This window comes from Kitasatospora sp. NPDC085464, from assembly GCF_044541955.1.
GTDB lineage: Bacteria > Actinomycetota > Actinomycetes > Streptomycetales > Streptomycetaceae > Kitasatospora.
Genome location: NZ_JBITTM010000037.1, coordinates 42,592 through 65,096, shown reverse-complemented (window position 1 = coordinate 65,096; position 22,505 = coordinate 42,592). Strand labels below are relative to the sequence as shown.

Sequence of the window (22,505 nt, the reverse complement as noted above, 5' to 3'; positions counted from 1 at the left end):
GGGAGGAAGGACGTGAGCCGGTGGCGCGGCGGTTCCACGTCGGGCGTGAACATTCCCGAACGCGCCCCCGGCGCCCTCCGCTACTTGCAGGGCGAGGCCGTCGGCACCGCGCTGAACGCGTTGTCCGGCGGCGGGCTGCCGGGCACCACCGGCGTGGGCGACGGGCTCGGGCTCGCGGCGCCCTTGGCGCCGCGAGCGGCGGTCACGGCCGGTGCGGGGCCGGTCGGGGTGGCCAGCGCGGTGGGTATGTGCGGGGTGGTCGGGCACGCCGTCCGGCTGGCCGGGGCGCCGGCGTCGACCGGTACGGCGGTCGGCCGGATGCCGCAGCCGGAGGCCAGCGCGAGCAGGAGCAGCGCGCCGGCGGTGCGGCGCAGGGCGGTGCGGGTGGGGGCGGTCACGTGGCGTCCTTGTCCTCGACGGCGTCGCGCGCAGGGCCGTTCTCGGCCCCGCCCGCGGACGGCGGAGGCGGTGGCGTCAGCGGCAGTGTCAGGGTGAACACCGCGCCGACCTCCCCGTTCGCCGCCGTGATCGTCCCCCCGTGTATCTGCGCGTTGGCCATCGCGATCGACAGCCCCAGGCCGCTGCCCTCCGAGCGGGCCCGCCCCCGGTCCGCCTTGTAGAAGCGGTCGAAGACGTGCGGCAGCACGTCCTCCGGGATGCCCGGGCCGCTGTCGCTGACCTCGACCACCACCGAGTCCTCGGACTGCCGGACCCTGACCCGCACCGGCGAGCCGCCGTGCTTGAGCGCGTTGCCGATCAGGTTGGCGAAGACCACGTCGAGCCGGCGCGGGTCGACCACGGCCAGGATGCCGCGCGGGGCGTCCACCTCGACCGCGTCGTACCAGGCACGCCCGTCGATGCAGGACATGATCAGGTCGGAGATGTCCATCTCGTCGGCGACCAGCTTGGCGGTGCCGGCGTCGAAGCGGGTCACCTCCATCAGGTTCTCCACCAGGTCGGACAGTCGCCGGGTCTCGCTGACCACCAGCCGGACGGCCGGCTCGATCATCGGGTCCAGCGACTCGGCCTCGTCCTCCAGGATGTCGGTGACGGCGGTCATCGCGGTCAGCGGGGTGCGCAGCTCGTGCGACATGTCGGCGACGAACCGCCGGCTCTGTGCCTCGCGCGCGCTCAGCTCCTCGACCTGCTCGTGGAGCTGCTCCGCGGTCCGGTTGAAGGTCCGCGCCAGATCGGCGAGTTCGTCCGCGCCGTCGACTTCGAGCCGGGTGTCCAGGTGCCCCTCGCCGAGCCGCCGGGCCGCGTCGCCGAGCCGCTTGACCGGCCGCAGCACGGTGGCCGAGGCGGCCTGGGCGAGCAGCGCCGAGCCGATCAGCGCGAGCAGGGTGGCGATCGCCAGCGACCAGCCCAGCGTGTTCAGGTCGGCCCGCTCGTTCTCCAGCGACTTGAACATGTACGCCGTCGGGCCGTTCGGCACCACCTTGGTGCCGCCGATCACGAACGGCCGGCCCTCCAGGTTCTGCCGCTGCCAGTACAGGTGGTACGGGTACGGGTTGCTCTCGGTGACCTCGCGCGGCTTGGCGACCGTGGACTGCAGCGCGGTCGGCACGTCGGCCAGCGTGAAGCGCGTCGGGTCGGAGGAGGCCGCGGGGCACTCCGGGTGCGCCGGGTCGACCACCACCACGTCGTAACTGAGCCCGGAGCTGGCCACGTTGGAGGCCAGCGTGGCCAGCTCCGGGCAGGCCGCGTTCAGCGGCAGCTCGGAGACGTTGCGGCTGAGCGAGACCCGGAAGTCGTTCAGCGCGGTGTCCTGGGCACGCTTGAGCACCGCGTCGCGGTTCAGCCAGTACGCGATGCCGGAGGCCGAAACGGCGGCGAGCAGCGCGACCGCCGCGAACACCGCGATCAGCCGTACGCGCAGGGAGCGCAGCCGTCGCCACCGGCCCGCCGGGAAACGCCGGGCAGTCGTCTGATGGTCAGTCACAAGAGCCTGTCGTGGTACGGGAGGTCAGCGGTCGGAGGGCAGGGGAAGGGGAGGGCTCAGGCCGGCGGGTCCAGCCGGTAGCCCACCCCGCGCACGGTGCGGATCAGCGTCGGCGCGGACGGCACGTCCTCGACCTTGGCCCGCAGCCGCTGCACGCAGGCGTCCACCAGGCGCGAGTCGCCGAGGTAGTCGTGCTCCCAGACCAGCCGCAGCAGCTGCTGGCGGGAGAGCGCCTGCCCGGGGCGGCGGCTGAGCTCCAGCAGCAGCCGCAGCTCGGTCGGGGTGAGCTGGAGGTCCTGTCCGTCCTTGGTGACGGTCATCGCCGCGCGGTCGATCACCACGCTGCCGTACGCGGAGGAGTCCGAACTCTCCCGCTCGCCGCGCCGCAGCACCGCCCGGATCCGGGCGTCCAGCACGCGTGGCTGCACCGGTTTGACCACGTAGTCGTCCGCGCCGGACTCCAGGCCCACCACCACGTCGATGTCGTCCGAGCGTGCGGTCAGCAGGATGATCGGCAGCTGGTCGGTGCGCCGGATCCGGCGGCACACCTCGAAGCCGTCGATCCCGGGCAACATGACGTCCAGCACGATCAGGTCGGGCCGCTGCTCCTTGAAGAGCCTCAGACCGTCCTCACCGGAGGCGGCGGTGGCCACGCGGTGGCCCTGGCGGGTGAGGGCGAGTTCGAGGCCGGTCCGGATGGCGTCGTCGTCCTCGATGAGTAGGAGGAAAGGCACGGCCCCATTTTGGCCCACCCGCAGCCCCGAATCACCCCCCGGACCGCTCACGGACCGTACGGGAACCGGAAGGACCGCCACCGGCGTCCGGTACGGAGGGAGGCGGACCGGGACGAAAGACCCCCGCCTGTGACACCCCTGTGACAGTCGGCGGACAGCGCCATCACAACCGGCGGGCAGGATTTTCCATGTCGCCGCAGGACAGCGGGCCGGAAGGCCGGCTGGAGGGCGGCTACCGGAACCGCTCGTACCGATCCAAGGGGGCGCACGATGACCGCCATGCTTCAGACCCGGACCAACCCGGCTGTCCGCACCGCGCGTTCGTCAGCGACCACCCACCGGACCCGGTACGAGGTCAGGACCGACGAGAACTCCGGTGCCGTGACCGTACGGGGGTGCGCGCACAGCACCGGTGGAAACCCTGTCGCCCGCCGGGTGAGCGGCGGAGGCAGGACGGGGGAGCTGTACGGGATCGGCCGACTGGGGAGTTCGGTCGACTCCGGCACCACCCTGACGCTGCGGGGGATCCTCCCCGTCCGCGTCGAGGGCACGGAGGCCCCCGGGGGGAACCGGGGGGCCGGGGGGAACGGTCTGCGGACGGTCGGCTCGGGGGAGTCGGCGGGTCGCGAGGCCGCCGGTGCGACGCTGCTGCGGTTGAACCCCGCCGCGGCCCGCACCACCGAGGCCGGACAGGGAGGCGCGCAGGGGGAGCACTCGGCCGCCGCGGAGGACCACATCACGGAGTTCACCGCGTACGTGCGCGAGCGCCGCGCCTCCCTGTACGCCACGGCGTACCACCTCACCGGTGACCGCTACGAGGCCGAGGACCTGCTGCAGAGCGCGCTCTTCAGCACCTACCGGGCCTGGGGCCGGATCACCGACAAGGCCGCGGTCGGGGGTTACCTCCGCCGCACCATGACCAACCTGCACATCTCCGCCTGGCGGCGCCGCAAGGTCAACGAGTACCCGACCGAGGAGCTGCCGGAGACGGCCGGCGACACCGACGCGATGGGCGGCACCGAGCTGCGCACCGTGCTCTGGCAGGCGCTGGCGAAGCTGCCGGAGAACCAGCGCACCATGCTGGTGCTGCGGTACTACGAGGGCAAGACGGACCCGGAGATCGCCGACGTGCTGGGGATCAGCGTCGGCACCGTCAAGAGCAGCATCTGGCGCGCCCTGCGCCGGCTGCGCGACGACGAGCACCTGAACAAGTCGGGCGACACCGTCCGGGCGTTCGGCGAGCTGGTCGCGTAACGAGGACTCCCGTCGGGGGACGGGAATCGGACGGTCACGGTCCGGGGACAGCGGCTCGGGGGAGCATGTCCGTGGGGGAGCCGAGGACCGTTCGGAAAGGCGACGGGCCCGGTGCGGGGGAGACGCACCGGGCCCGTCGTCGTGCTGTCCGTGCCGCCGCGGCGGCGGCTGCGGTCCGGCTCAGGCGGCGGAGAGCTCGGCCGGCCGGGCCGCGGTGCGGATCCGCCGCTCGGCCTCCGGTCCGGCGCAGGCGTACGAGCCGAGGGCGACCTGCCGCCCGACGATGGACCGCTCGGCCCGCATCAGCCGGAAGCCGCGGCGCAGCAGCACCGGCAGCGACTTGCGGCCCTCCCGGACGTCCCGGCGCAGCCGGCGCCAGGCCGTGGTGAGCGCGCCGTTGCGCAGGCACAGGGCGTCGCCGAGCAGGCCCTCCTCGGCGCACTCGGTGGTGATCTCGGCGGCGAAGATGCCCTCCGCGATGAACGCGCCGGCGCCGTCCAGGTCCAGGGTGCGGGTGCCGACCCGGCCGTTGTCCGGGATCGAGTACACCGGGACGTCCGTGCGGCCGCGCTCGTACAGGGCGCGGATGGCGGCGACGGCCTGGCCGCGGTGCCAGGCCAGCGGGGAGTCCCAGTCGACGGCGCCGTCCGGCAGCCGCGGCAGCGTGGGGTCGTCCCCGTCCTTGTAGAAGTCGTCGAGCTGGAGCACGGGCAGTCCGCTGCGCTCGGCGAGCGAGGACTTCCCCGACCCGGAGGGTCCGGAGAGCAGGATCACCCGGGCATGCGCGGCCGGTGCGGGGTTCATGGGGGAGTCACTCACGGGACACCAGTCTGACGCATCCCGGCCCGTTGCCGAAACCGGTCGGTTCAGACCTTCTGCTGCGACTTCGGGCCGGCGAGGGCGACGTGGACCACCGGCAGGTAGCGGCTGTCGACCTGGAGGTGGACCGGGTCCTCGGCGCAGGGCGGCAGATAGGCGGTGGCGGCCCAGTCCTGGCTGTGCCAGGTGTCGGGCTCGGGCTCGTGGAAGGTTCCCCCGGTGGGCAGTTCGAGCCGGTCGGCGCCGCGCGGGACGAATGCCGCGGTGTCGGCCCCGGGCGTGAGGTGCAGGGTGCCGTCGACGTACTCGGTCCGTCGGCCGGTCCGCGCCGAGCAGGGCAGCCGGACCGGCCGCCCTGCGGCCAGCCGGCGCGTGGTGCGGGCCACGTGGTACCTGCGGTACAGGCCGTCCGCGAACAGTGCCGTCAGCTCGCCGATGAACTCGCCCATGCGCCCCCCTCGATCGCCCCGTCACGGCGATCCTCGCCGGACCGGACGGGTGCGCGGGAGCGCCGAAAGTCGGCGGCGCGGGTGACGAAAGTCGACGGAACGGCGGCGGAGGGGTGCCGGAACACCGACGGACCCGCGCCAGGGGGGGAGAGGCGCGGGTCCGTCCAATGACCGTCCGGGCCCTGGGGGGGAGAGGGCACTGGGGACGGCCAGTCTGTGGAGTTGTCGCCCCGAGGGGCGGGGTGGGTCAGATACCCATCGGGTGCCAGACCGTCTTCGTCTCCAGGAAGGAGAGTAGCCGCTCCGTACCGGGCGCATTGGTCCAGTCCTGGGCGAACGGGTCCAGCTCCGGACGGACCACCCGCTTCAGGGTATCCGCGGCGGACGCTTCCAGCGCCTGCGCCGCGCCGGGGCCGTCGGAGGCGATGGCTCCGGTGAGGTCCAGCGCGTTGACGTCCTGGTGCGAGGCCAGGGTCGGGGCGATGTCGGCGGTCCGGCCCGAGATGATGTTGACCACGCCGCCCGGGACGTCCGAGGTGGCGAGCACCTCGCCCAGCGACAGCGCGGGCAGCGGGGCGTCCGCGGCGGCCGCGACCACGACCGTGTTGCCGGTGGCGATCGCCGGGGCGATCACCGAGACCAGGCCGAGCAGCGAGTGCCCGTAGCCGGCCTGCGGCGCGACGATCCCGACCACGCCGGTCGGCTCCGGGGTCGACAGGTTGAAGTACGGACCGGCGACCGGGTTGGCGCCGCCCGAGATCTGGGCGACCTTGTCGGTCCAGCCCGCGTACCAGACCCAGCGGTCGATCGCGGCGTCCACCAGCGCGGCGGCCTTCTTCGGGCCGATGCCCTCGGAGAGGGCGACCTCGGCGGCGAACTGCTCGCGGCGGCCCTGCAGCATCTCGGCCACCCGGTACAGCACCTGGCCGCGGTTGTACGCGGTGGTGCCGGCCCAGCCCTTGACCGCGGCGCGGGCGGCCAGGACGGCGTCCCGGGTGTCCTTGCGGGTGCCCAGCGGGGCGTTGGCGAGCCAGTCGCCCTTCGAGTCCGTCACCTCGTACACCCGCCCGCTCTCGGACCGCGGGAACTTCCCGCCGACGTACAGCTTGTAGGTCTTGAGGACGTCAAGACGCGCGAAGGTCGTGTCAGACATCTCAGGCCTCGACATTCAGGTAGGGCTCCAGACCGTGGCGGCCACCCTCGCGGCCGTAGCCCGACTCCTTGTAGCCGCCGAACGGCGAGGTCGGGTCGAACTTGTTGAAGGTGTTGGCCCAGACCACGCCGGCCTTGAGCCGGTTCGCCGTCCAGAGGATGCGCGAGCCCTTCTCCGTCCAGATGCCGGCGGAGAGGCCGAACGGGGTGTTGTTGGCCTTCGCGACCGCCTCGTCGGGGGTGCGGAAGGACAGCACCGACAGGACCGGGCCGAAGATCTCCTCCTGGGCGATCCGGTGGGCCTGGCTGACGCCGGTGAAGATGGTCGGCTTGAACCAGAAGCCGGTGCCCGGGAGTTCGCACTCGGGGGACCAGCGGTCCGCGCCCTCGGCCTCGCCGGCGTCGGTCAGCTCGGTGATCCGGGCCAGCTGCGCGGCCGAGTTGATGGCGCCGATGTCGGTGTTCTTGTCCAGCGGGTCGCCGACCCGCAGGGTGGACATCCGGCGCTTCAGGGCGTCCAGCAGCTCGTCCTGGATCGACTCCTGGACCAGCAGGCGCGAGCCCGCGCAGCAGACGTGGCCCTGGTTGAAGAAGATGCCGTTGACGATGCCCTCGACCGCCTGGTCGATCGGCGCGTCGTCGAAGACGATGTTGGCGGCCTTGCCGCCCAGCTCCAGCGACAGCTTCTTGCGGCTGCCGGCCAGCTGCTTGGCGATCGCCCGGCCGACCGGGGTGGAGCCGGTGAAGGCGACCTTGTTGACGTCCGGGTGGGCGGTCAGCGCGGCGCCGGTGCGGCCGTCACCGGTGACGATGTTGACGACGCCCTTCGGCAGACCGGCCTGGCGGCAGATCTCGGCGAAGCGCAGCGCGGTCAGCGGGGTGGTCTCGGCCGGCTTCAGGACGACCGTGTTGCCGGTCGCCAGCGCGGGCGCGATCTTCCAGGCCAGCATCATCAGCGGGAAGTTCCACGGGATGACCTGACCGGCCACGCCCAGCGGGCGCGGGTTGCGGCCGAAGCCCGCGTAGTCCAGCTTGTCCGCCCAGCCCGCGTAGTAGAAGAACCAGGCGGCGACGGTCGGGATGTCGAAGTCGCGGGTCTCGCGGATCGGCTTGCCGTTGTCGATCGACTCCAGCACGGCCAGCTCGCGGCCGCGCTCCTGGATGATCCGGGCGATCCGGAAGAGGTACTTGGCGCGCTCGCTGCCCGGCAGCGCCGACCAGTCGGCGAAGGCCTTGCGGGCGGCGGCGACCGCGCGGTCCACGTCCTCGTCGGTGCCCTGGGCGAACTCGGCGAGCACCTGCTCGGTGGCCGGGTTGACGGTCTTCAGGGCCTCGCTGCCGGAGGAGTCGACGAACTCGCCGCCGATGAAGTGGCCGTAGGAGGTGGCGATGTCGCCCGCGGCGGCGGGGGACTCGGGGGCCGGAGCGTACGTGAAGAGGCCGCCGGCGGGCTTGGCCGTGGGCTCCTCGATGTTCTTCTTCTTGGCCATGGTGATCAGTCCACCGTCACGTAGTCGGGGCCGGAGTAGCGGCCGGTGGCCAGCTTCTGGCGCTGCATCAGCAGGTCGTTGAGCAGGCTGGAGGCGCCGAAGCGGAACCAGTGCGGGGTCAGCCAGTCGTCGCCGAGCGTCTCGTTGACCATCACCAGGTACTTCATGGCGTCCTTGGTGGTCTTGATGCCGCCCGCGGGCTTCACGCCGACCTGGACGCCGGTGGCCGCGCGGAAGTCGCGGACCGCCTCCAGCATCAGCAGGGTGACCGGCGGGGTCGCGTTGACGGTGACCTTGCCGGTGGAGGTCTTGATGAAGTCGGCACCGGCCAGCATCGCCAGCCAGGACACCCGGCGGACGTTGTCGTAGGTCTGCAGCTCGCCGGTCTCGAAGATCACCTTGAGGTGGGCGTAGCTGCCGTCGGCGCGCTTGCACGCCTCCTTGACGGCGACGATCTCGTTGTAGACGTCGAAGTAGCGGCCCGAGAGGAAGGCGCCGCGGTCGATCACCATGTCGATCTCGTCGGCGCCCGCGGCGACCGCGTCGGCGGTGTCGGCGAGCTTGACCGGGAGGGCGGCACGGCCGGCCGGGAAGGCGGTGGCCACCGAGGCGACCTGGATGTCGGTGCCCCGCAGGGCGTCCTTCGCGGTGGCGACCATGTCCGGGTAGACACAGATGGCGGCGACGCGCGGGGTGCTCGGGTCGGTCGGGTCGGGGGTCCTGCCCTTCGCGCACAGCGCGCGCACCTTGCCGACCGTGTCCGCGCCTTCCAGCGTGGTCAGGTCGATCATGGAGATCGCCAGGTCGATGGCGTACGCCTTCGCCGTGGTCTTGATCGAGCGGGTACCGAGGGTGGCGGCACGCGCCTCCAGGCCGACCTGGTCGACGCCGGGCAGGCCGTGCAGAAAGCGGCGGAGCGAGGCCTCGGACGCCGCAACGTCCTGAAGGCCGCTGCCCGCAACGCCGAGGGCATTGGCTGCAACAGTGGACATAGTCACCAGACCAGCATATCTACGCGCGTAGTAGTGCGCCAGAGCGGCCACCTTTCGTGGCCGGACCGAGACCTCGGCGCACGGGGCATGGGGCAGAATCGACGCCATGACCGATTCCGACGGTACGCCCCACCGGGGCCCGGCCGCCCCCGACGGGGAACCCGAGTACGCGGACCGCGTGTACCGCTCCGTCCCCGGCGTGATCTCCGGCGTGTTCCTGCTCGCCCTCGCCACCTGGCTGATCGGCGACGCGGCGGTGACCGGTACCGGGAAGACCCCGTACGTCGCCCTCGCCGCCCTCCCGGTGTTCGCCTTCCCGGTGATCGCCTACACACTGCGCCCGGTGGTGCGCGCGTCGAGCAGCCGGCTGGTGGTGCGCAACCCGTGGCGGACCATCACCGCGCCGTGGGCCTCGGTGGACGCGCTGCGCGCCGGGTACTCGGTCGAACTGCTCGCGGGCGACAAGAAGTACCAGGTCTGGGCGGTGCCGGTGTCGCTGCGCCAGCGCAAGCGCGCGAACCGCGCCCAGAGCCGCAGCAACGCCGAGCACGCCTCCCGGACCGGACTGGGGATGGGCCTCGCGAGCCGGACCAACCCGGTCGTCCAGGGCTCCCCGGACCCCACCCGCGCCTGGTCCGACCAGGTGACCGACGTGCTGACCCAGATGGCCGAGCGCAACGCCCGCCGGCCCGAGGCCGCCGGCCCGATCGAGGTGCGCTGGTGCTGGTGGGTGATCGCCCCCGCCGTGGTCGGCCTGGTGGCGCTGGTCGCGGTCATCGCGGCCTGAGCCCGCACCCCCGCGCGGCCTGAGCCCGCACCCCCGCGCGGCCTGAGCCCGCACCCCCGCGCGGCCTGAGCCCGCACCCCCGCGCGGCCTGAGCCCGCACCCCCGTACGACGACGGGCCCGCCGGTCGGTTGACCGGTGGGCCCGTTCGCGTGTGCCGCGATCAGATGCCGGCGGCTGCGGCGAGGTCCTGCTTGATGCCGGCGAGGAGGCCGGCGGCGCGCTCCCGGGCGGCGGCGAGGTCGGCGGCCGAGCCGACCGGGAGGACGACCTCCAGGTAGCACTTGATCTTGGGCTCGGTGCCGGAGGGGCGGACCACGATGCGGGCCGAGCGGACGGCCTCGCCCGCCAGGTAGTAGCGCAGGCCGTCGGTGGGCGGCAGCTCGGCCGAGCCGGCCGCGAGGTCGTCGGCGCGGGTGACGGTCAGGCCGGCCAGGACGGTCGGCGGCTGCTCGCGCAGGCGGCGCATGGCGTCGGCGATCAGCGAGAGGTCCTGGACCCGGACGGACAGCTGGTCGGTGGCGTGCAGGCCGTGCTCCAGCGCCAGGTCGTCCAGCAGGTCGGACAGGGTGCGGCCGGACTTCTTGAGGGTGGCGGCGAGCTCGGCGACCAGCAGGGCGGCGGTGATGCCGTCCTTGTCGCGGACGCCCTGCGGGTCGACGCAGTAGCCGAGCGCCTCCTCGTAGCCGTAGCGCAGGCCCTCGGCGCGGGAGATCCACTTGAAGCCGGTCAGCGTCTCGGCGTAGCCCAGGCCCGCCGCTTCGGCGATCCGGCCGAGCAGCGTGGCGGAGACGATGGTGGTGGCGAAGGTGCCCTCGGCCTTCTTCGCGACCAGGGCCGAGCCGAGCAGCGCGCCGACCTCGTCGCCGCGCAGCATCCGCCAGCCGACGGCGTCGCTGCCGCTGCCGGCCGCGTTGCCGTTGGTGGGCACGGCCACCGCGCAGCGGTCGGCGTCCGGGTCGTTGGCGATCACGATGTCCGGGCCGACCGAGGCGGCGGTGCGGAAGGCGAGGTCCATCGCCCCCGGCTCCTCCGGGTTGGGGAAGACCACGGTCGGGAAGTCCGGGTCGGGCTCGGCCTGCTCGGCGACGACGGTGGGCGCGGGGAAGCCGGCCTGCCGGAAGGCGGCGACCAGGGTGTCGCGGCCGACGCCGTGCATCGGGGTGTAGACGACGTCGAGATCGCGCGGGCTGTGCGGGTCCACGATGGACACGGCGCGGGCCAGGTAGGCCTCGACGACGTCCTCGCCGAGCACCTCCCAGCCGTCCTCGGCGCGCGGGACGTCGTCCAGCGAGCCGATCGCGTCGATCTCGGCGGCGATCCCGGCGTCGGCCGGCGGCACGATCTGCGAGCCGTCGCCCAGGTAGACCTTGTAGCCGTTGTCCTGCGGCGGGTTGTGGCTGGCCGTGACGGTGACGCCGGCGGCCGCGCCCAGGTGGCGGACGGCGAACGCGAGCACCGGGGTCGGCAGCGGGCGCGGCAGCAGCGCGGCGCGCAGGCCGGCGCCGACCACCACGGCGGCGGTGTCGCGGGCGAAGTCGTACGACTTGTGGCGGGCGTCGTAGCCGATGACGACGAGGTCGCCCAGGCCCTGCTGCTTGACGTAGGAGACCAGGCCGGCGGCGGCCCGGATCACCACGGCGCGGTTCATCCGCATCGGGCCGGCACCGAGTTCGCCGCGCAGGCCGGCGGTGCCGAACTGGAGGCGGTCGGCGAAGCGCTCGGCCAGCTCCGCCCAGGCGAGCTTGCTGTCCGACTCGGCCTCCGGGCCCTCGGCGCGGGCCAGCAGCGCGGCGAGCTCCTCGCGGGTCTGCGGGTCGGGGTCCTCGGCCAGCCAGGTCCGGGCCCGGGCGAGGAGGTCGGTGGTGGGTGCCTGCGTCATAGTGCCTGCTCCATCGGGAAGTGCGTCGGTGTGTCGGCCGGATGGTTCCGCGCGAAGGGAGAAGAGGTGTGCACATGCGGACGGGGCCCGCAGGCGGGTGTGATCAGCGGATCACGACCGCCTGCGGGCCCCGTCACTCATGATTCTGCGCCTGGTGGGCGTCAGATCCGCTCAAGGACCTTCGCCAGCAGCTCGCCCATGCGCTCGGCGGAGGCCTTGCCGGCCTCCAGCACCTCTTCGTGGTTGAGCGGCTCGCCGGTCATGCCGGCGGCCAGGTTGGTGACCAGGGAGATGCCGAGCACCTCGGAGCCGGCCTCGCGGGCGGCGATGGCCTCCAGCGTGGTGGACATGCCGACCAGCTCGCCGCCGATCACCCGGGCCATGTTGACCTCGGCCGGGGTCTCGTAGTGCGGGCCGCGGAACTGGACGTAGACGGCCTCGTCCAGCGTCGGGTCGACCTCGCGGCACAGCGTGCGCAGGCGCTTGGAGTACAGGTCCGTCAGGTCGACGAAGTTGGCGCCGACGATCGGGGAGTCCGCGGTCAGGTTGATGTGGTCGCTGATCAGGACCGGCTGACCCGGGGTCCAGCCCTGGCGCAGGCCGCCGCAGCCGTTGGTCAGCACGATGATGCCGCAGCCGGCCGCGGCGGCGGTGCGCACGCCGTGGACGACGGTGGCCACGCCGTGGCCCTCGTAGTAGTGGTTGCGGCCGAGGAAGATCAGGGCGCGCTTGTCGCCGATCTTCACCGAGCGGATCTTGCCGGCGTGGCCGGCGACGGCGGGCGCGGGGAAGCCGGGCAGGTCGGTGACCGGGAACTCGGCCACGGTCTCGCCCAGGGCGTCGGCGGCCGGCACCCAGCCGGAGCCCATCACCAGGGCGACGTCGTGCCGCTCGGCACCGGTCAGCTCGCGCAGGCGCTCGGCGGCGGCCTGGGCGGCGGCATAGGGGTCGGTGGAGACGACCGACTGAGGAGAAGCGTTCACGGGTCCGAGGATAGACGGGAATCGACTACGCGCGTAGAAAATCCGGCGCGGCATGCCGGATCGTTACCCGGTTGACCCGAAAGCACAGCTGGGTGGGGCTGTCCGGGTGACGCCCCTTGTCGATTTCCACACACACGGCCGATCAGAGCCGCTTCGCGCTGCGCAGTCCCTTCGCGTACATGCCGTTGTCGTCCAGCCGTGCCGTGCCGCCCTTGTCGCCGAAGGTCGGGCCGTCCGCCTCCTCCCGGCTGGAGATGTACCGGGGGTGGCCGTCGGTGTCCAGGCCCAGGTAGATGCCGGTGTGGTCGAGGCGGGCGCCGGTGCGGGCGTCGATCTCGAAGAACACCAGGTCGCCGGGTTGCAGCGGGTCGATCGAGGCCGGGCGCAGGGTGGTCTCCGAACCGGCGGCGGTGGTCAGCGGGATCACCGGGACACCGGGGCCGAGCCGGGCCAGGCCGTTGGCGGTGCGCGGCAGGCCCGGTCCGGCCGCGTCCTTGGAGAGCAGCGGGTAGCCGGAGCGGTAGCCGTAGACCATCCGGACGAAGCCGGAGCAGTCGAAGGAGCCGTAGCGGGTCTTGTCGGGCTGCCGGGTGACCTTGTCGGCGAACGTGTACGGCACGCCGAGGTAGTCGAAGAAGTCGGTCTGCTCCAGCCGAAGGTCGTTGCCGACCGAACCGCTGGGGTTGAGCGGGCCGAAGGAGGCGTCGCCCTTGAAGCGCACGCCCTTGGCGTCCTTCTCGGCCGGCGCCCCGGCGACGTACTGGCCGGCCGCGGCCAGGACGTCGTCGGCGGTGGAGCCGAGCGCCTGCTGGAACCAGGTGCGGAACCAGGCCTCCTGCTCGGCACCCTGCTTCCAGGCCTGCGGCATCAGGCGGACCCAGCTGTCCGTCACCACGGTCGCGGCGGTGGTGCCCGGCTCGGCGAAGGTGCGGCTGGGGCCGGCCAGGACGGCGGTGCGGGCGCTGTCGGTCAGCGTGGCGACCACGCCGCCGCGGGCGTCCCGGACCACCGTGCGGTCCGGACCGGCCAGCCGCTCGTATCGGTACTGGGCGGCGGCGGCCCTGGCGGTGCCGGCGTCCGCCGTGGGGGACGGCACGGCGGCGGTGATCAGCGGCGCGTTGCTGCCGGCCGCCGGCTGCCGGTCGCGGTCCCGCAACTGGACGGTGAGGTAGCCGCTGGCGGCCAGCAGCGTCACGGCGAGGCCGCCGCTGAGCAGGGACTTGCGGGTCACTGGCATGGGGGTTCCCGTCAGGATCAGGTGCCGGGCAGGGCGCCGAGCAGGACGCCGGCGGTGAGGACGACGTAGTTGGCGAGCGTCACCGTGCTGGTGGCCATCAGGGTGGCCGCCCGGGGCTGGCGGACCAGCTGGTAGGCGATCAGGCCGGGGACGATGAAGCCGAGCGTCTGGTTGGCGTACAGGGTGGGCAGCTCGCGCTGCAGGACCAGCATCACGGTGGCCTGCAGCAGCACGCCGATCAGCACCACGGCGGCGAACAGCCGCTTGCCGTACAGGATCACCAGCTTCTGGACGACCCGGATGGCGAGGTAGGTCAGCACCGTCACGCCGATCACGATGGCCACCCGCTGGAGGGACTCGACCAGGGTGAGGGCCAGCCAGCCGGGGGTGATCATGCCGCCGGGGGAGAGGTTGGTGGTCAGGTAGCAGACCAGGGAGAAGACCAGGCCGAGCGCGATGCCGATGGCGGCGATCTCGGGGGTGAGCTCGGTGGGGATCACTGCTGGTCTCCGTAGGGGGCGGTGGTGCGGTGGTGGGTGTCGTACCAGGAGTCGGGGAGCGGTTCGGGGCGGTAGACCGGCTCGGTGCGCGGGGCCCGGGCCGGGTAGGCGTGCCGGTCGGCGTACGGGTCCGGGTCGGCGTACGGCTCCGGGTCGGCGTACTGGCCTTGGTAGTGGTGCTGGTGCTGGTGCTGGTGCTGGTGCTGGTGCTGGTGCTGGTGCGGGTACGGGTGCGGGTACGGCTCCGGGTCGGCGTCGTACGCGGGCTCGGGGTAGTCCGGCTCCGGGTAGAGCGGCTCGGGCTCGTGGTACGCGTACTCCGGGGTCTCCGGCGCGTCCGGGGCCGCGTCGGCGTCGAGCCGGGCGAGCTCCTCCAGGAACAGCTCGCCCTGGCCGTGGATGTTGCCGACCGCCACCAGCGAGGAGTCCGGCCCGAGTTCGGCCAGCAGCTCGGCGGTGAGCCGCTCCGGGTCCCGCTTGTCGCCGCCGAGGTCGACGACGCGGCCCGACCAGCCGGCCGGGATCCCGTCGCGGGCGCTCTTGGTGGGGTGGCCGATCAGGAAGACCGTGTCCGGGTCGAGGTCCGGGACGATCTGGCCCATCTGGCCGTTGCGCTCGACCCGGTCCGGTCGGCAGTTGATCACCACGTTGAGCGGGCGGTGGATCGCGCCGAGGTCCTCCAGCTGGCGGACGTTCATCAGCGTGGACTCGGGGTCGTTGGCGGCGAAGACGTTGGCGAAGCGCAGCCGCTTGCCGTCCGCCGTGCGGTAGCGCTCGACCGACAGCACGCCCGGGTCCGGCGGGGCCGCCCACATGCCCTGCAGCGCGGTCTGCCGTTCCACGCCGAGGAGTTCGGCGACGGCGAGGGCGATCGCCACGTTCTCCTTGAAGGTGAACCAGCTGAACCCGCGCAGCTCCTCGTCGGTGACCGTCTCCGGGTCCACCACGATCAGCCGGCAGTCCCGCTTGGCCGCCTCCTCGCGCAGGATGTGCGCGCGCTCCTGCTCGGCGGTGACGCACACCCCGCCGACCGGCATCGAGCGGGAGAGCGAGCGCGCGACGTCGTCCAGGGTCGGGCCCATCTCGGCCAGGTGGTCCTCGCGGACGTTGCACAGCACGCCGATGGTGGAACGGATCAGCTTGGTCTGGTTGACCTCCTGGAGCGCCGGCATGACGGCCATGCACTCGATCACCAGGGCGTCCGGCCGGTAGGTGGCGGCGCGGCGGACGATGCCGATCTGCTCCACCACGTTGGCGATGCCGAACTTGCGGTAGACCGGCTCCTCGGTGGCGTCCGGGTGGATGAACCGGGCCGCGGTGCCGGTGGTCTTGGCGACCGTCACCAGCCCGCCGCCGCGCAGCGCGCCCGCGCACAGGCGGGTGATCGAGCTCTTGCCGCGGATGCCGTTGACCAGGACCCGGGTCGGGATCTGCTCCAGCGCGGTGAAGTGCCGGCGCTGCTCGACGATGCCGGCCACCAGCAGCACGGTGCAGCACACCAGCAGCACGACGTAGAGGAAGAGCACGGGAGGTCCTTCGGGCGGGGCTCAGCGAGCGGTTGCGGGGGTGCGGCGGACGGCGCGCTCGGCGAGTTCGGCGCGCACCAGTTCCTGGCGGATCAGCTCCAGGCTGCGGGCGACGGCGCCGACCTCGTCGTGGTGGACGGGGTAGAGCACGGTGCGGCGGTCCCCGGCGGCCAGCGCCTCGGCGCTCGCGGCGAGGCGGCGCAGCGGCAGGCCGACGGCGATGTACAGCCAGCCGAGGCAGAGCGCGGCGGCGGCCAGGCCGAGCATGCCGGCCAGGATCGCCCGCCGGTCGGCCCGGTTCTGGTCGAGGTGCAGCCAGGCCACCGGGTTGGCGGTGACGACGGACCAGCCGAGCTTGGCGACGCTGCCGTTGCCGCCGAGCGGGGCGGCGGCGAGCAGGGCCGGGTCGCCGCCGTCGCGGAGCACGTCGGCGGCGGCGGACTTCTTGGCGCCGTCGAGGATCGTCCGGCCGCGGCCGTCGGGCAGCTCGCCGAAGGAGCTGTAGCCCTCGTTGGCGGCGAGCACCCGCTGCCGGTCGTCGACCAGCCAGACCCGGCCGAGGCCGGGGCGGACCAGCAGGCCGCTGAGGAAGTCGGTCTTGAACTCGCCGACCAGGACGGGGCCCTTGGGCTCGGGTGCGCCCTCCGCCTCGGCGTCGGCCGGGGCGGCGGTGAGGGCCGCGCGGGCGGCGATCCGGGGCTCCTTGCCGGAGCTGTTGAGCAGCAGCACGCCGCTCGGGCCGAGGGCCTGCGGGCCGGTGCGGTGCGGGGTCTCGCCGGCGTGGGCGAGGAGTTCGCCGTTCGCGCCGAGGACGTAGAGCGAGCGGTAGCGGTCGTGCTCGGCGAGGGTGTCGCGCAGCTGGGTCTCGGCCTTGCCGACGGACGCCTCGGTGAGCGAGGGGGCGATCGAACGCAGGTCCGCGTAGCCCTCGTTGAGCGCCTGGCGGATCCGGTCGGCGGCGGTGTCGGTGCGGTCGCGCTGACCGGCCACGACCTGGGTGGGCACCCGTACGGTCGGGTCGTTGCCGCCGAGGAACAGCAGCGGGCCGGACCAGCCGAGCACCAGGACGGCGCAGAGCGCGAGCGGCAGCGCGGTGCCGGGGCGGCGTCCGCGGGCGGGGGCGTCGGCCGGCGGGCGGGCCGGGTCCAGGAGCTGGAGCCGGAGCTCCTCCAGGGCGCGGGCGATCCGGCCGGCCTCGCCCCGCTTCGGGCCGCGGACCGGCTGCTCCAGCCGGTCGCCGCGGGTGAGCCGGCGGGACTCCAGGAACAGGCCCAGCAGCGGGCGCTGGAGGCTGCGGTTCAGGTACCAGGCGAGCAGCAGGGCCAGGCCGATCAGGGCGCCGGCGGCGGCCAGGCCGAGCATGGGGTGGCGCAGGTTGCCGGGCTTGCCGTCGACGGTGCTGGTGGACACCACGGTCAGGCCGAGCGGGGTGGCCGGATCGTGCCCGCCGGGGGTGGCGACGGCGGCCCAGCCGGCGACCCGGCGCTCGCCCTTGGCGTCCGGGCTGCCGGCCAGGCTGCCGGAGGCCGTCTCGCCGGGGGCCGGGTGCCGGCGGGCGGCGCGCTCGCGGGCGGCGGTGACCAGCTTGCGGTCGCCGTCCGCGGTGAGCGCCGCGCCGGTGGTGTCCAGGACGGCGCCGCCGGCGTCGAGGACCTGGATGGTCTGTTCCTTGCGGGTGGCGATGCCGGGCAGTCGCAGGTTGTCGGAGGCGACCAGCAGGGCGCGTCCGTCGGCCTTGGTGGCGACCAGCGCGAAGGTGAGCAGCCGGGTGCCGGCGGTGGAGGGCACCAGGACGGGCGCGGGCGCCGTGTCGGTGACCTTGGTGAGGTCCAGGCCGGCCAGCGGGACGGTCTCGCCGCGGGCGGCCAGCAGCCGGCCGGTGTCGGGGCGGACCACCACCGTGCCGCGCCACTTGTGGTACGCCTGGCCGAGCGCGGTCAGCACGGCCGCGGGCTCGGCGGGCGTGCTCTCGTACCGGGCGGCGGCCCGGCGCAGGTCGGTGGCGCTCTCGTGCAGTCCGGCCCGCAGCGAGGCGGCGGTGTCCTCGGCGGCGTACTGGTGGGACTCGCGGACGGCCTGCGGGGTGTCGTCGACGCGCAGTCCGCCGACGGCCAGGGCGGTGATCGCGGCGACCGCGAGCAGCAGGAGCAGCAGCAGCACGATGGGCGGGCGGATGCCCCCGAGCAGCGGCATGTCGGCCCGGCGGCGGTAGCGGTGCTGCCGCGGCGGGTTGGGTGCCGTGCTCACGAGGGGCCTCGTTCTCCTCCGGCTCGCCGTGCCGGCTCCGGGAGGCGGCGGCAGGCCTTCCCGGTCAAGCAATGATCAAGAACAGGTCAAGCCGAACCAGCGTACGAAGCGGTTCACCGAAACCTGTCACGTATCGGTGTCGATCCGGTGCCGCTTGGGTGTCGATCCGGCCGGTCCCGGCGTGGATCATGGCCGCGGTGGCGGGCACGGTAGGTTCGTCCGCCATGGAGACTCGGGGTTCGCGACGCTCACTGCTGCTGCCGGCGGCAGTGCTGCTGGTACTGGCGGTGCTCGCGGGGGTGCTGACCCTCGCCGCGCGCGGCGATGCCGGGCAGCCGCGGGCGGTCCGGTCGGGGCCCTCCGGCCCGGCGCCGGTCGACCTGGCGGCCCGGGTGGACGAGTACACCGCCGAGTTCACCTCGGACGGTCCGTACACCGCGCCGGACGCGGCACAGCGCCGCGCGGTGGCCGACGGCGTGCTCGGCGAGTTGGACGGCCAGTCCGAGCAGGCCGGCCGGGCGCTGGCCCGGGTCGGCTACCGGCTCACCGAGTTCACCGAGGCCGCGACCGGCCGCCGGGTCGCCGAGATCGCCGACGGCACCGCGGACGGGACCCGCGGCTGGGGCCGGATCTACCTGGACCTCTCGGCCCGGCCGAACTGGACGGTGCAGGTGCCCCACCCGGTGTCGGACGCCCGGACCGAGGCGCTCGGCGTGGAGCTGTTCCGGGCCGCGCCGGGCGGCGTGCTGGTGCTCGCCGGGGCGCACCGCCGGGCCGGGGCGGACGGCTCCTCGGATGTCGCGCACCGCTCCGACACCGTCTTCGCCGCCGTGGTCGAGGCGCTCACCGGCCGCGGGCTGCCCGGCATCCAGGTGCACGGCTTCGACGAGGGCAGCCTGCCCGGCCAGGACGCGGTGGTCTCCAGCGGCGCCGGGCAGGCCGGACCGGCCGCCGAGCTCACCGCCGCCGGCCTGGGCCGGGCCGGGTACGCGGTCTGCCGGGCCTGGCGGGACAGGTGCGGGCAGCTGGAGGGCACCACCAACGTCGAGGGCCGGTTCGCGTCCGGCGTCGGGGTGCCGTGGCTGCACGTCGAGCTGGGCAACGGGCTGCGCACCGAGCCGGCCCGCCGCGCGGCGGTGGCCGGGGTGCTGGCCGAGACCGCGCGCAGCTGGGGCGCGAAGCCCTGACGGACCCCCAGGAGTTCTGCGGGGCCCCTCTTCGGACCCTCGACCGCAGCTCTAACAGGGGCGGCGGCGCAGGTCCATGACGTAGTCGTGCGGGGCGCCGGCGCTCTCGGCGGCGTCGGCGATCAGGCCGAGGTAGCGGGCCGCGGGCAGGCCGCCCTCGTAGTCGTTGAGCACGTACGTCCAGACCGGGATGGAGCCGTCCAGGGTCTGCGCGCGCAGCTTGATCTTGCGGTAGATGCCGAGCTGGACGCCCTCCCAGCGGTCCAGGCCGTCCTCGTCCATCGGCGAGACGTCGTACAGCGAGACGAAGACCTGGTCCTTCTCGTCCTCGACGACGGTGGCCAGCGAGCCCTCCCAGCCGAGCTGCTCGCCGCCGAAGGTGAGCCGCCAGCCGTCCAGCCACCCCGTGCCGCGCAGCGGGGAGTGCGGGGCTCGGCGGGTCATCTGCCGGGCATCGAGGTTGGTGGCATACGCGGCGTAAAGGGGCATGGGGGCCAGCGTAGCCGGGGCGGCGCCCGGACCGGGCTACTGGACGAAGGTACGGAAGCCCGGACCCCGGCGTGGCGGCGCTCCCGGCGTGCGGGACAATGGTGAGCGTGACTCGGATCGTGATCATCGGTGGCGGACCCGGCGGCTACGAGGCGGCTCTGGTCGCCGCACAGCTCGGCGCGGAGGTGACCGTCGTCGACCGCGACGGTCTGGGCGGATCGGCGGTGCTCACGGACTGCGTTCCGTCGAAGACGCTGATCGCGACCGCGGAGGTGATGACCACCTTCGACAGCTCGTACGAGGAACTCGGCATCATCGTCGCCGACGACACGCCCCCCGACGAGCAGGCCGCCAGGGTCGTCGGCGTGGACCTGGGCAAGGTCAACCGCCGTGTGAAGCGCCTGGCGATCGCGCAGTCCCACGACATCACCCAGTCCGTCACCCGGGCCGGCGTCACCGTGCTGCGCGGCCGCGGCCGGCTCGGCACCGGCGGGCAGGCCGTGGACGGCTCCCGCGAGGTCCTGGTGGACGCGCCCGACGGCACCGTGCACTCGCTGCGCGCCGACGCCGTGCTGATCGCCACCGGCGCCCACCCGCGCGAGCTGCCGGACGCCCAGCCGGACGGCGAGCGGATCCTGACCTGGACCCAGGTGTACGACCTGGAGGAGCTGCCCCGCGAGCTGATCGTGGTCGGCTCCGGTGTGACCGGCGCCGAGTTCGCCGGTGCGTACCAGGCGCTCGGCTCCAAGGTCACCCTGGTCTCCAGCCGCGACCGCGTGCTGCCGGGCGAGGACCCCGACGCCGCCGAGGTGCTGGAGGACGTCTTCCGCCGGCGCGGCATGAACGTCATGAGCCGTTCGCGGGCCGAAACGGTCAAGAGGATTTCCGCACGGACAGAAGGCGCGCAGGGACCCTCCTCGCCGGAGGCGGGCGAGGAGGGATGGATCGGCGACCGGGTCGAGGTGACCCTGGCCGACGGCAAGGTGATCGAGGGCTCGCACTGCCTGATGGCGGTCGGCTCGATCCCCAACACCGCCGAGATGGGCCTGGAGGAGGCCGGGGTCAAGCTCAACGACTGGGGTCAGATCCAGGTCGACCGGGTCTCCCGCACCACCGCCCCCGGCGTCTACGCGGCCGGCGACTGCACCGGCGTCTTCATGCTCGCCTCGGTGGCGGCCATGCAGGGCCGGATCGCCATGTACCACGCGCTCGGTGACGCGGTGCAGCCGCTGAACCTCAAGACCGTGGCCTCCAACGTCTTCACCGACCCGGAGATCGCCACCGTCGGCTACACGGCGGCCGACGTGGAGTGCGGCAAGATGGACGCCGTCGTGGTCAAGCTCCCGCTGCGCGGCAACCCGCGGGCGAAGATGCAGGGCATCCGGGACGGCTTCGTGAAGCTGTTCTGCCGTCCGGGCACCGGCATCGTGGTCGGCGGTGTGGTCGTCGCCCCGCGCGCCAGCGAGCTGATCCACCCGATCTCGCTCGCGGTGGACGCCAATCTGACGGTCGAACAGGTGGCCAGCGCCTTCACCGTCTACCCGTCCGTCTCCGGCTCGACCGCCGAGGCCGCCCGGCAGCTGCACATCCGCAAGCGGGCCGACGGCGAATCCTGAGCGTCCGGCGCACAGTTGAGGGGCGGTCGCCGATCGGCGACCGCCCCTCGCGCATGATCGACCGTCACCCGGACGGCGGGCGCAGTCCCGGGCTATTGACGGCGCGTATTGTACGGTCACGCGCCGCTCGTGCGCGAGCAATTCCCGCTACTAGCTGCAAACGCCTGAAAGCAGACGGTCACGCAGGTTACCGTCGGTTCTGTGTTTGCTGCAGAACGTCGCCAGTTGATCCTCGAAATGGTGCGCGCCAACGGAGCCGTCTCGCTCCGGGAGTTGGCCCGCGTCGTCCAGACCTCCGAAGTGACCGTGCGCCGTGACGTGCGGGCGCTGGAGGCAGAAGGGCTCCTCGACCGCCGGCACGGCGGCGCGGTGCTCCCCGGCGGCTTCAGCCGCGAACCCGGCTACCCGCAGAAGACCCACCTGTCCGCGGCGGAGAAGAGCGCCATCGCGGACCTCGCCGCCGGCCTGGTGGAGGAGGGCGACGCGGTCGTGGTGGGGGCCGGAACCACCACCCAGGAGCTGGCCCGCCGCCTGGCGCGGGTGCCCGGTCTGACGGTGGTCACCAACTCGCTGCTGGTCGCCCAGGCGCTGGCGCACGCCAACCGGGTCGAGGTGGTGATGACCGGCGGCACCCTGCGCGGCTCCAACTACGCCCTGGTGGGCAGCGGTGCCGAGCAGTCGCTGCAGGGGCTGCGGGTCACCAAGGCCTTCATCTCCGGCAGCGGGCTGACTGCCGACCGGGGGCTGTCGACCGCGAACATGCTGTCCGCGAGCGTGGACCGGGCCATGGTGCTGGCGGCCGCCGAGGTCATCGTCCTCGCCGACCACACCAAGCTCGGCGCGGCCGGCATGTTCCAGACCGTCGCCACCGAGACGATCACCCGCCTGGTCACCGACGAGCAGGCCACCGCGGACGACGCCACCGCCCGCGAACTGGACGCGCTCGCCGACTGCGGGGTGCAGATCGACCTCGCACCGATCGGGGCGGCCCCGAGTGGCGACGCCCCGGTGCACGGCACCGGCAGCGGCCCGGTCCACCAGACCCAGCCCGGACCGATGGCCCGCCGCGCCGGCCCGCCGCCCGGCGGCGCCCCGCTGCCCGGCCAGCGCCGCCCCGGTGCCCACGGCGGCCCGGTCGGCCCCGGCGGGATGCCGGTCCGGCTGGCCGAAATGGGCCTGCCGCGCGGGCGCTGAGCGGCCCGGCCGGGCCGCGTACGGAAA

Annotated in this window: 20 protein-coding genes; 5 read left to right on the top strand and 15 right to left on the bottom strand. The window is 73.5% G+C overall.

What is annotated here, in order from left to right; genetic code table 11:
- Positions 1–80: 80 nt before the first annotated feature.
- From ACIGG8_RS29805 to ACIGG8_RS29795, 3 genes are read right to left on the bottom strand one after another with little or no spacing between them, the layout of a single operon-like run.
- The gene (locus tag ACIGG8_RS29805) at positions 81–398 is read right to left on the bottom strand and encodes a hypothetical protein (RefSeq protein WP_396551855.1); all 318 of its coding nucleotides are present in this window, start codon (positions 396–398) and stop codon (positions 81–83) included.
- Complete coding sequence (locus ACIGG8_RS29800; protein ID WP_396551854.1) at positions 395–1,942, bottom strand: ATP-binding protein; 1,548 nt, start codon at positions 1,940–1,942, stop codon at positions 395–397. Before ACIGG8_RS29800 ends, ACIGG8_RS29805 begins: the two co-directional genes overlap by 4 nt.
- 56 nt (positions 1,943–1,998) lie before the next feature.
- A complete protein-coding gene (locus ACIGG8_RS29795) occupies positions 1,999–2,676 on the bottom strand; it encodes a response regulator transcription factor (protein ID WP_030257458.1) in 678 nt (225 codons plus the stop codon).
- A gap of 279 nt (positions 2,677–2,955) precedes the next feature.
- Here ACIGG8_RS29795 and ACIGG8_RS29790 point away from each other — a divergent pair, with 279 nt between their 5' ends.
- Positions 2,956–3,930 carry a SigE family RNA polymerase sigma factor gene (locus ACIGG8_RS29790; protein WP_396551879.1) on the top strand — a complete coding sequence of 325 codons (975 nt, stop codon included), beginning with the start codon at positions 2,956–2,958 and terminating at the stop codon, positions 3,928–3,930.
- Between the two features lie 180 nt (positions 3,931–4,110).
- Here ACIGG8_RS29790 and ACIGG8_RS29785 read toward each other — a convergent pair whose 3' ends face one another.
- The 5 genes from ACIGG8_RS29785 to deoC all read right to left on the bottom strand — a co-directional run bounded on the left by ACIGG8_RS29785 (position 4,111) and on the right by deoC (position 8,832).
- Positions 4,111–4,734 carry an ATP-binding protein gene (locus ACIGG8_RS29785; RefSeq protein ID WP_350520097.1) on the bottom strand — a complete coding sequence of 208 codons (624 nt, stop codon included), beginning with the start codon at positions 4,732–4,734 and terminating at the stop codon, positions 4,111–4,113.
- Positions 4,735–4,796: 62 nt separating this feature from the next.
- Positions 4,797–5,198 carry a hypothetical protein gene (locus ACIGG8_RS29780; RefSeq protein WP_396551853.1) on the bottom strand — a complete coding sequence of 134 codons (402 nt, stop codon included), beginning with the start codon at positions 5,196–5,198 and terminating at the stop codon, positions 4,797–4,799.
- 247 nt (positions 5,199–5,445) lie between these two features.
- Positions 5,446–6,351, bottom strand: a complete 906-nt coding sequence (locus ACIGG8_RS29775) for an aldehyde dehydrogenase family protein (protein ID WP_350520010.1) — start codon at positions 6,349–6,351, stop codon at positions 5,446–5,448.
- 1 nt (position 6,352) lies between these two features.
- The gene (locus tag ACIGG8_RS29770) at positions 6,353–7,840 is read right to left on the bottom strand and encodes an aldehyde dehydrogenase family protein (protein ID WP_396551852.1); all 1,488 of its coding nucleotides are present in this window, start codon (positions 7,838–7,840) and stop codon (positions 6,353–6,355) included.
- 5 nt (positions 7,841–7,845) lie between these two features.
- Entirely contained in the window at positions 7,846–8,832 is a 987-nt protein-coding gene (deoC, locus tag ACIGG8_RS29765) for a deoxyribose-phosphate aldolase (RefSeq protein WP_396551851.1), read from the bottom strand.
- A gap of 106 nt (positions 8,833–8,938) precedes the next feature.
- Here deoC and ACIGG8_RS29760 point away from each other — a divergent pair, with 106 nt between their 5' ends.
- On the top strand, positions 8,939–9,619 hold the full coding sequence (locus ACIGG8_RS29760; protein ID WP_396551850.1) for a PH domain-containing protein: 681 nt from the start codon (positions 8,939–8,941) through the stop codon (positions 9,617–9,619).
- A 161-nt stretch (positions 9,620–9,780) separates the two neighbouring features.
- On the opposite strand, the gene ACIGG8_RS29755 is transcribed toward ACIGG8_RS29760, so the two are convergent.
- From ACIGG8_RS29755 to ACIGG8_RS29730, 6 genes are all read right to left on the bottom strand, one after another.
- Positions 9,781–11,499 carry a phospho-sugar mutase gene (locus ACIGG8_RS29755; protein WP_396551849.1) on the bottom strand — a complete coding sequence of 573 codons (1,719 nt, stop codon included), beginning with the start codon at positions 11,497–11,499 and terminating at the stop codon, positions 9,781–9,783.
- A gap of 161 nt (positions 11,500–11,660) precedes the next feature.
- Positions 11,661–12,482 carry a purine-nucleoside phosphorylase gene (locus tag ACIGG8_RS29750; RefSeq protein WP_350520014.1) on the bottom strand — a complete coding sequence of 274 codons (822 nt, stop codon included), beginning with the start codon at positions 12,480–12,482 and terminating at the stop codon, positions 11,661–11,663.
- Positions 12,483–12,624: 142 nt separating this feature from the next.
- Positions 12,625–13,719 carry a C40 family peptidase gene (locus tag ACIGG8_RS29745; protein ID WP_396551848.1) on the bottom strand — a complete coding sequence of 365 codons (1,095 nt, stop codon included), beginning with the start codon at positions 13,717–13,719 and terminating at the stop codon, positions 12,625–12,627.
- 17 nt (positions 13,720–13,736) lie between these two features.
- Entirely contained in the window at positions 13,737–14,219 is a 483-nt protein-coding gene (locus ACIGG8_RS29740) for a poly-gamma-glutamate biosynthesis protein PgsC/CapC (protein WP_189916166.1), read from the bottom strand.
- Positions 14,216–15,745, bottom strand: coding sequence for a poly-gamma-glutamate synthase PgsB (gene pgsB, locus ACIGG8_RS29735; RefSeq protein WP_396551847.1), 1,530 nt, complete (start codon positions 15,743–15,745; stop codon positions 14,216–14,218). The genes ACIGG8_RS29740 and pgsB overlap by 4 nt, the downstream gene beginning before the upstream one ends.
- A 21-nt stretch (positions 15,746–15,766) precedes the next feature.
- Entirely contained in the window at positions 15,767–17,992 is a 2,226-nt protein-coding gene (locus ACIGG8_RS29730) for a cache domain-containing protein (RefSeq protein ID WP_396551846.1), read from the bottom strand.
- Positions 17,993–18,216: 224 nt separating this feature from the next.
- On the opposite strand from ACIGG8_RS29730, the gene ACIGG8_RS29725 reads away from it, so the two are divergent.
- Positions 18,217–19,179 carry a hypothetical protein gene (locus ACIGG8_RS29725; RefSeq protein WP_396551845.1) on the top strand — a complete coding sequence of 321 codons (963 nt, stop codon included), beginning with the start codon at positions 18,217–18,219 and terminating at the stop codon, positions 19,177–19,179.
- 51 nt (positions 19,180–19,230) lie between these two features.
- Here ACIGG8_RS29725 and ACIGG8_RS29720 read toward each other — a convergent pair whose 3' ends face one another.
- A complete protein-coding gene (locus tag ACIGG8_RS29720) occupies positions 19,231–19,668 on the bottom strand; it encodes a gamma-glutamylcyclotransferase (protein WP_189916169.1) in 438 nt (145 codons plus the stop codon).
- A 98-nt stretch (positions 19,669–19,766) separates the two neighbouring features.
- On the opposite strand from ACIGG8_RS29720, the gene ACIGG8_RS29715 reads away from it, so the two are divergent.
- Both ACIGG8_RS29715 and ACIGG8_RS29710 read left to right on the top strand, forming a co-directional pair.
- A complete protein-coding gene (locus ACIGG8_RS29715) occupies positions 19,767–21,284 on the top strand; it encodes an NAD(P)H-quinone dehydrogenase (RefSeq protein WP_396551844.1) in 1,518 nt (505 codons plus the stop codon).
- A 237-nt stretch (positions 21,285–21,521) separates the two neighbouring features.
- On the top strand, positions 21,522–22,478 hold the full coding sequence (locus tag ACIGG8_RS29710) for a DeoR/GlpR family DNA-binding transcription regulator (RefSeq protein WP_396551878.1): 957 nt from the start codon (positions 21,522–21,524) through the stop codon (positions 22,476–22,478).
- Positions 22,479–22,505 lie beyond the last annotated feature (27 nt).

Bases quoted from the DNA above. Each gene is read 5' to 3' on its own strand.
- ACIGG8_RS29790 (WP_396551879.1), top strand. From the start codon at position 2,956: ATGCTTCAGACCCGGACCAACCCGGCTGTCCGCACCGCGCGTTCGTCA.
- ACIGG8_RS29785 (WP_350520097.1), bottom strand. From the start codon at position 4,734: ATGAACCCCGCACCGGCCGCGCATGCCCGGGTGATCCTGCTCTCCGGA.
- ACIGG8_RS29780 (WP_396551853.1), bottom strand. From the start codon at position 5,198: ATGGGCGAGTTCATCGGCGAGCTGACGGCACTGTTCGCGGACGGCCTG.
- ACIGG8_RS29775 (WP_350520010.1), bottom strand. From the start codon at position 6,351: ATGTCTGACACGACCTTCGCGCGTCTTGACGTCCTCAAGACCTACAAG.
- ACIGG8_RS29770 (WP_396551852.1), bottom strand. From the start codon at position 7,840: ATGGCCAAGAAGAAGAACATCGAGGAGCCCACGGCCAAGCCCGCCGGC.
- deoC (WP_396551851.1), bottom strand. From the start codon at position 8,832: ATGTCCACTGTTGCAGCCAATGCCCTCGGCGTTGCGGGCAGCGGCCTT.
- ACIGG8_RS29760 (WP_396551850.1), top strand. From the start codon at position 8,939: ATGACCGATTCCGACGGTACGCCCCACCGGGGCCCGGCCGCCCCCGAC.
- ACIGG8_RS29755 (WP_396551849.1), bottom strand. From the start codon at position 11,499: ATGACGCAGGCACCCACCACCGACCTCCTCGCCCGGGCCCGGACCTGG.
- ACIGG8_RS29745 (WP_396551848.1), bottom strand. From the start codon at position 13,719: ATGCCAGTGACCCGCAAGTCCCTGCTCAGCGGCGGCCTCGCCGTGACG.
- ACIGG8_RS29725 (WP_396551845.1), top strand. From the start codon at position 18,217: ATGGAGACTCGGGGTTCGCGACGCTCACTGCTGCTGCCGGCGGCAGTG.
- ACIGG8_RS29720 (WP_189916169.1), bottom strand. From the start codon at position 19,668: ATGCCCCTTTACGCCGCGTATGCCACCAACCTCGATGCCCGGCAGATG.
- ACIGG8_RS29715 (WP_396551844.1), top strand. From the start codon at position 19,767: ATGGTGAGCGTGACTCGGATCGTGATCATCGGTGGCGGACCCGGCGGC.
- ACIGG8_RS29710 (WP_396551878.1), top strand. From the start codon at position 21,522: ATGGTGCGCGCCAACGGAGCCGTCTCGCTCCGGGAGTTGGCCCGCGTC.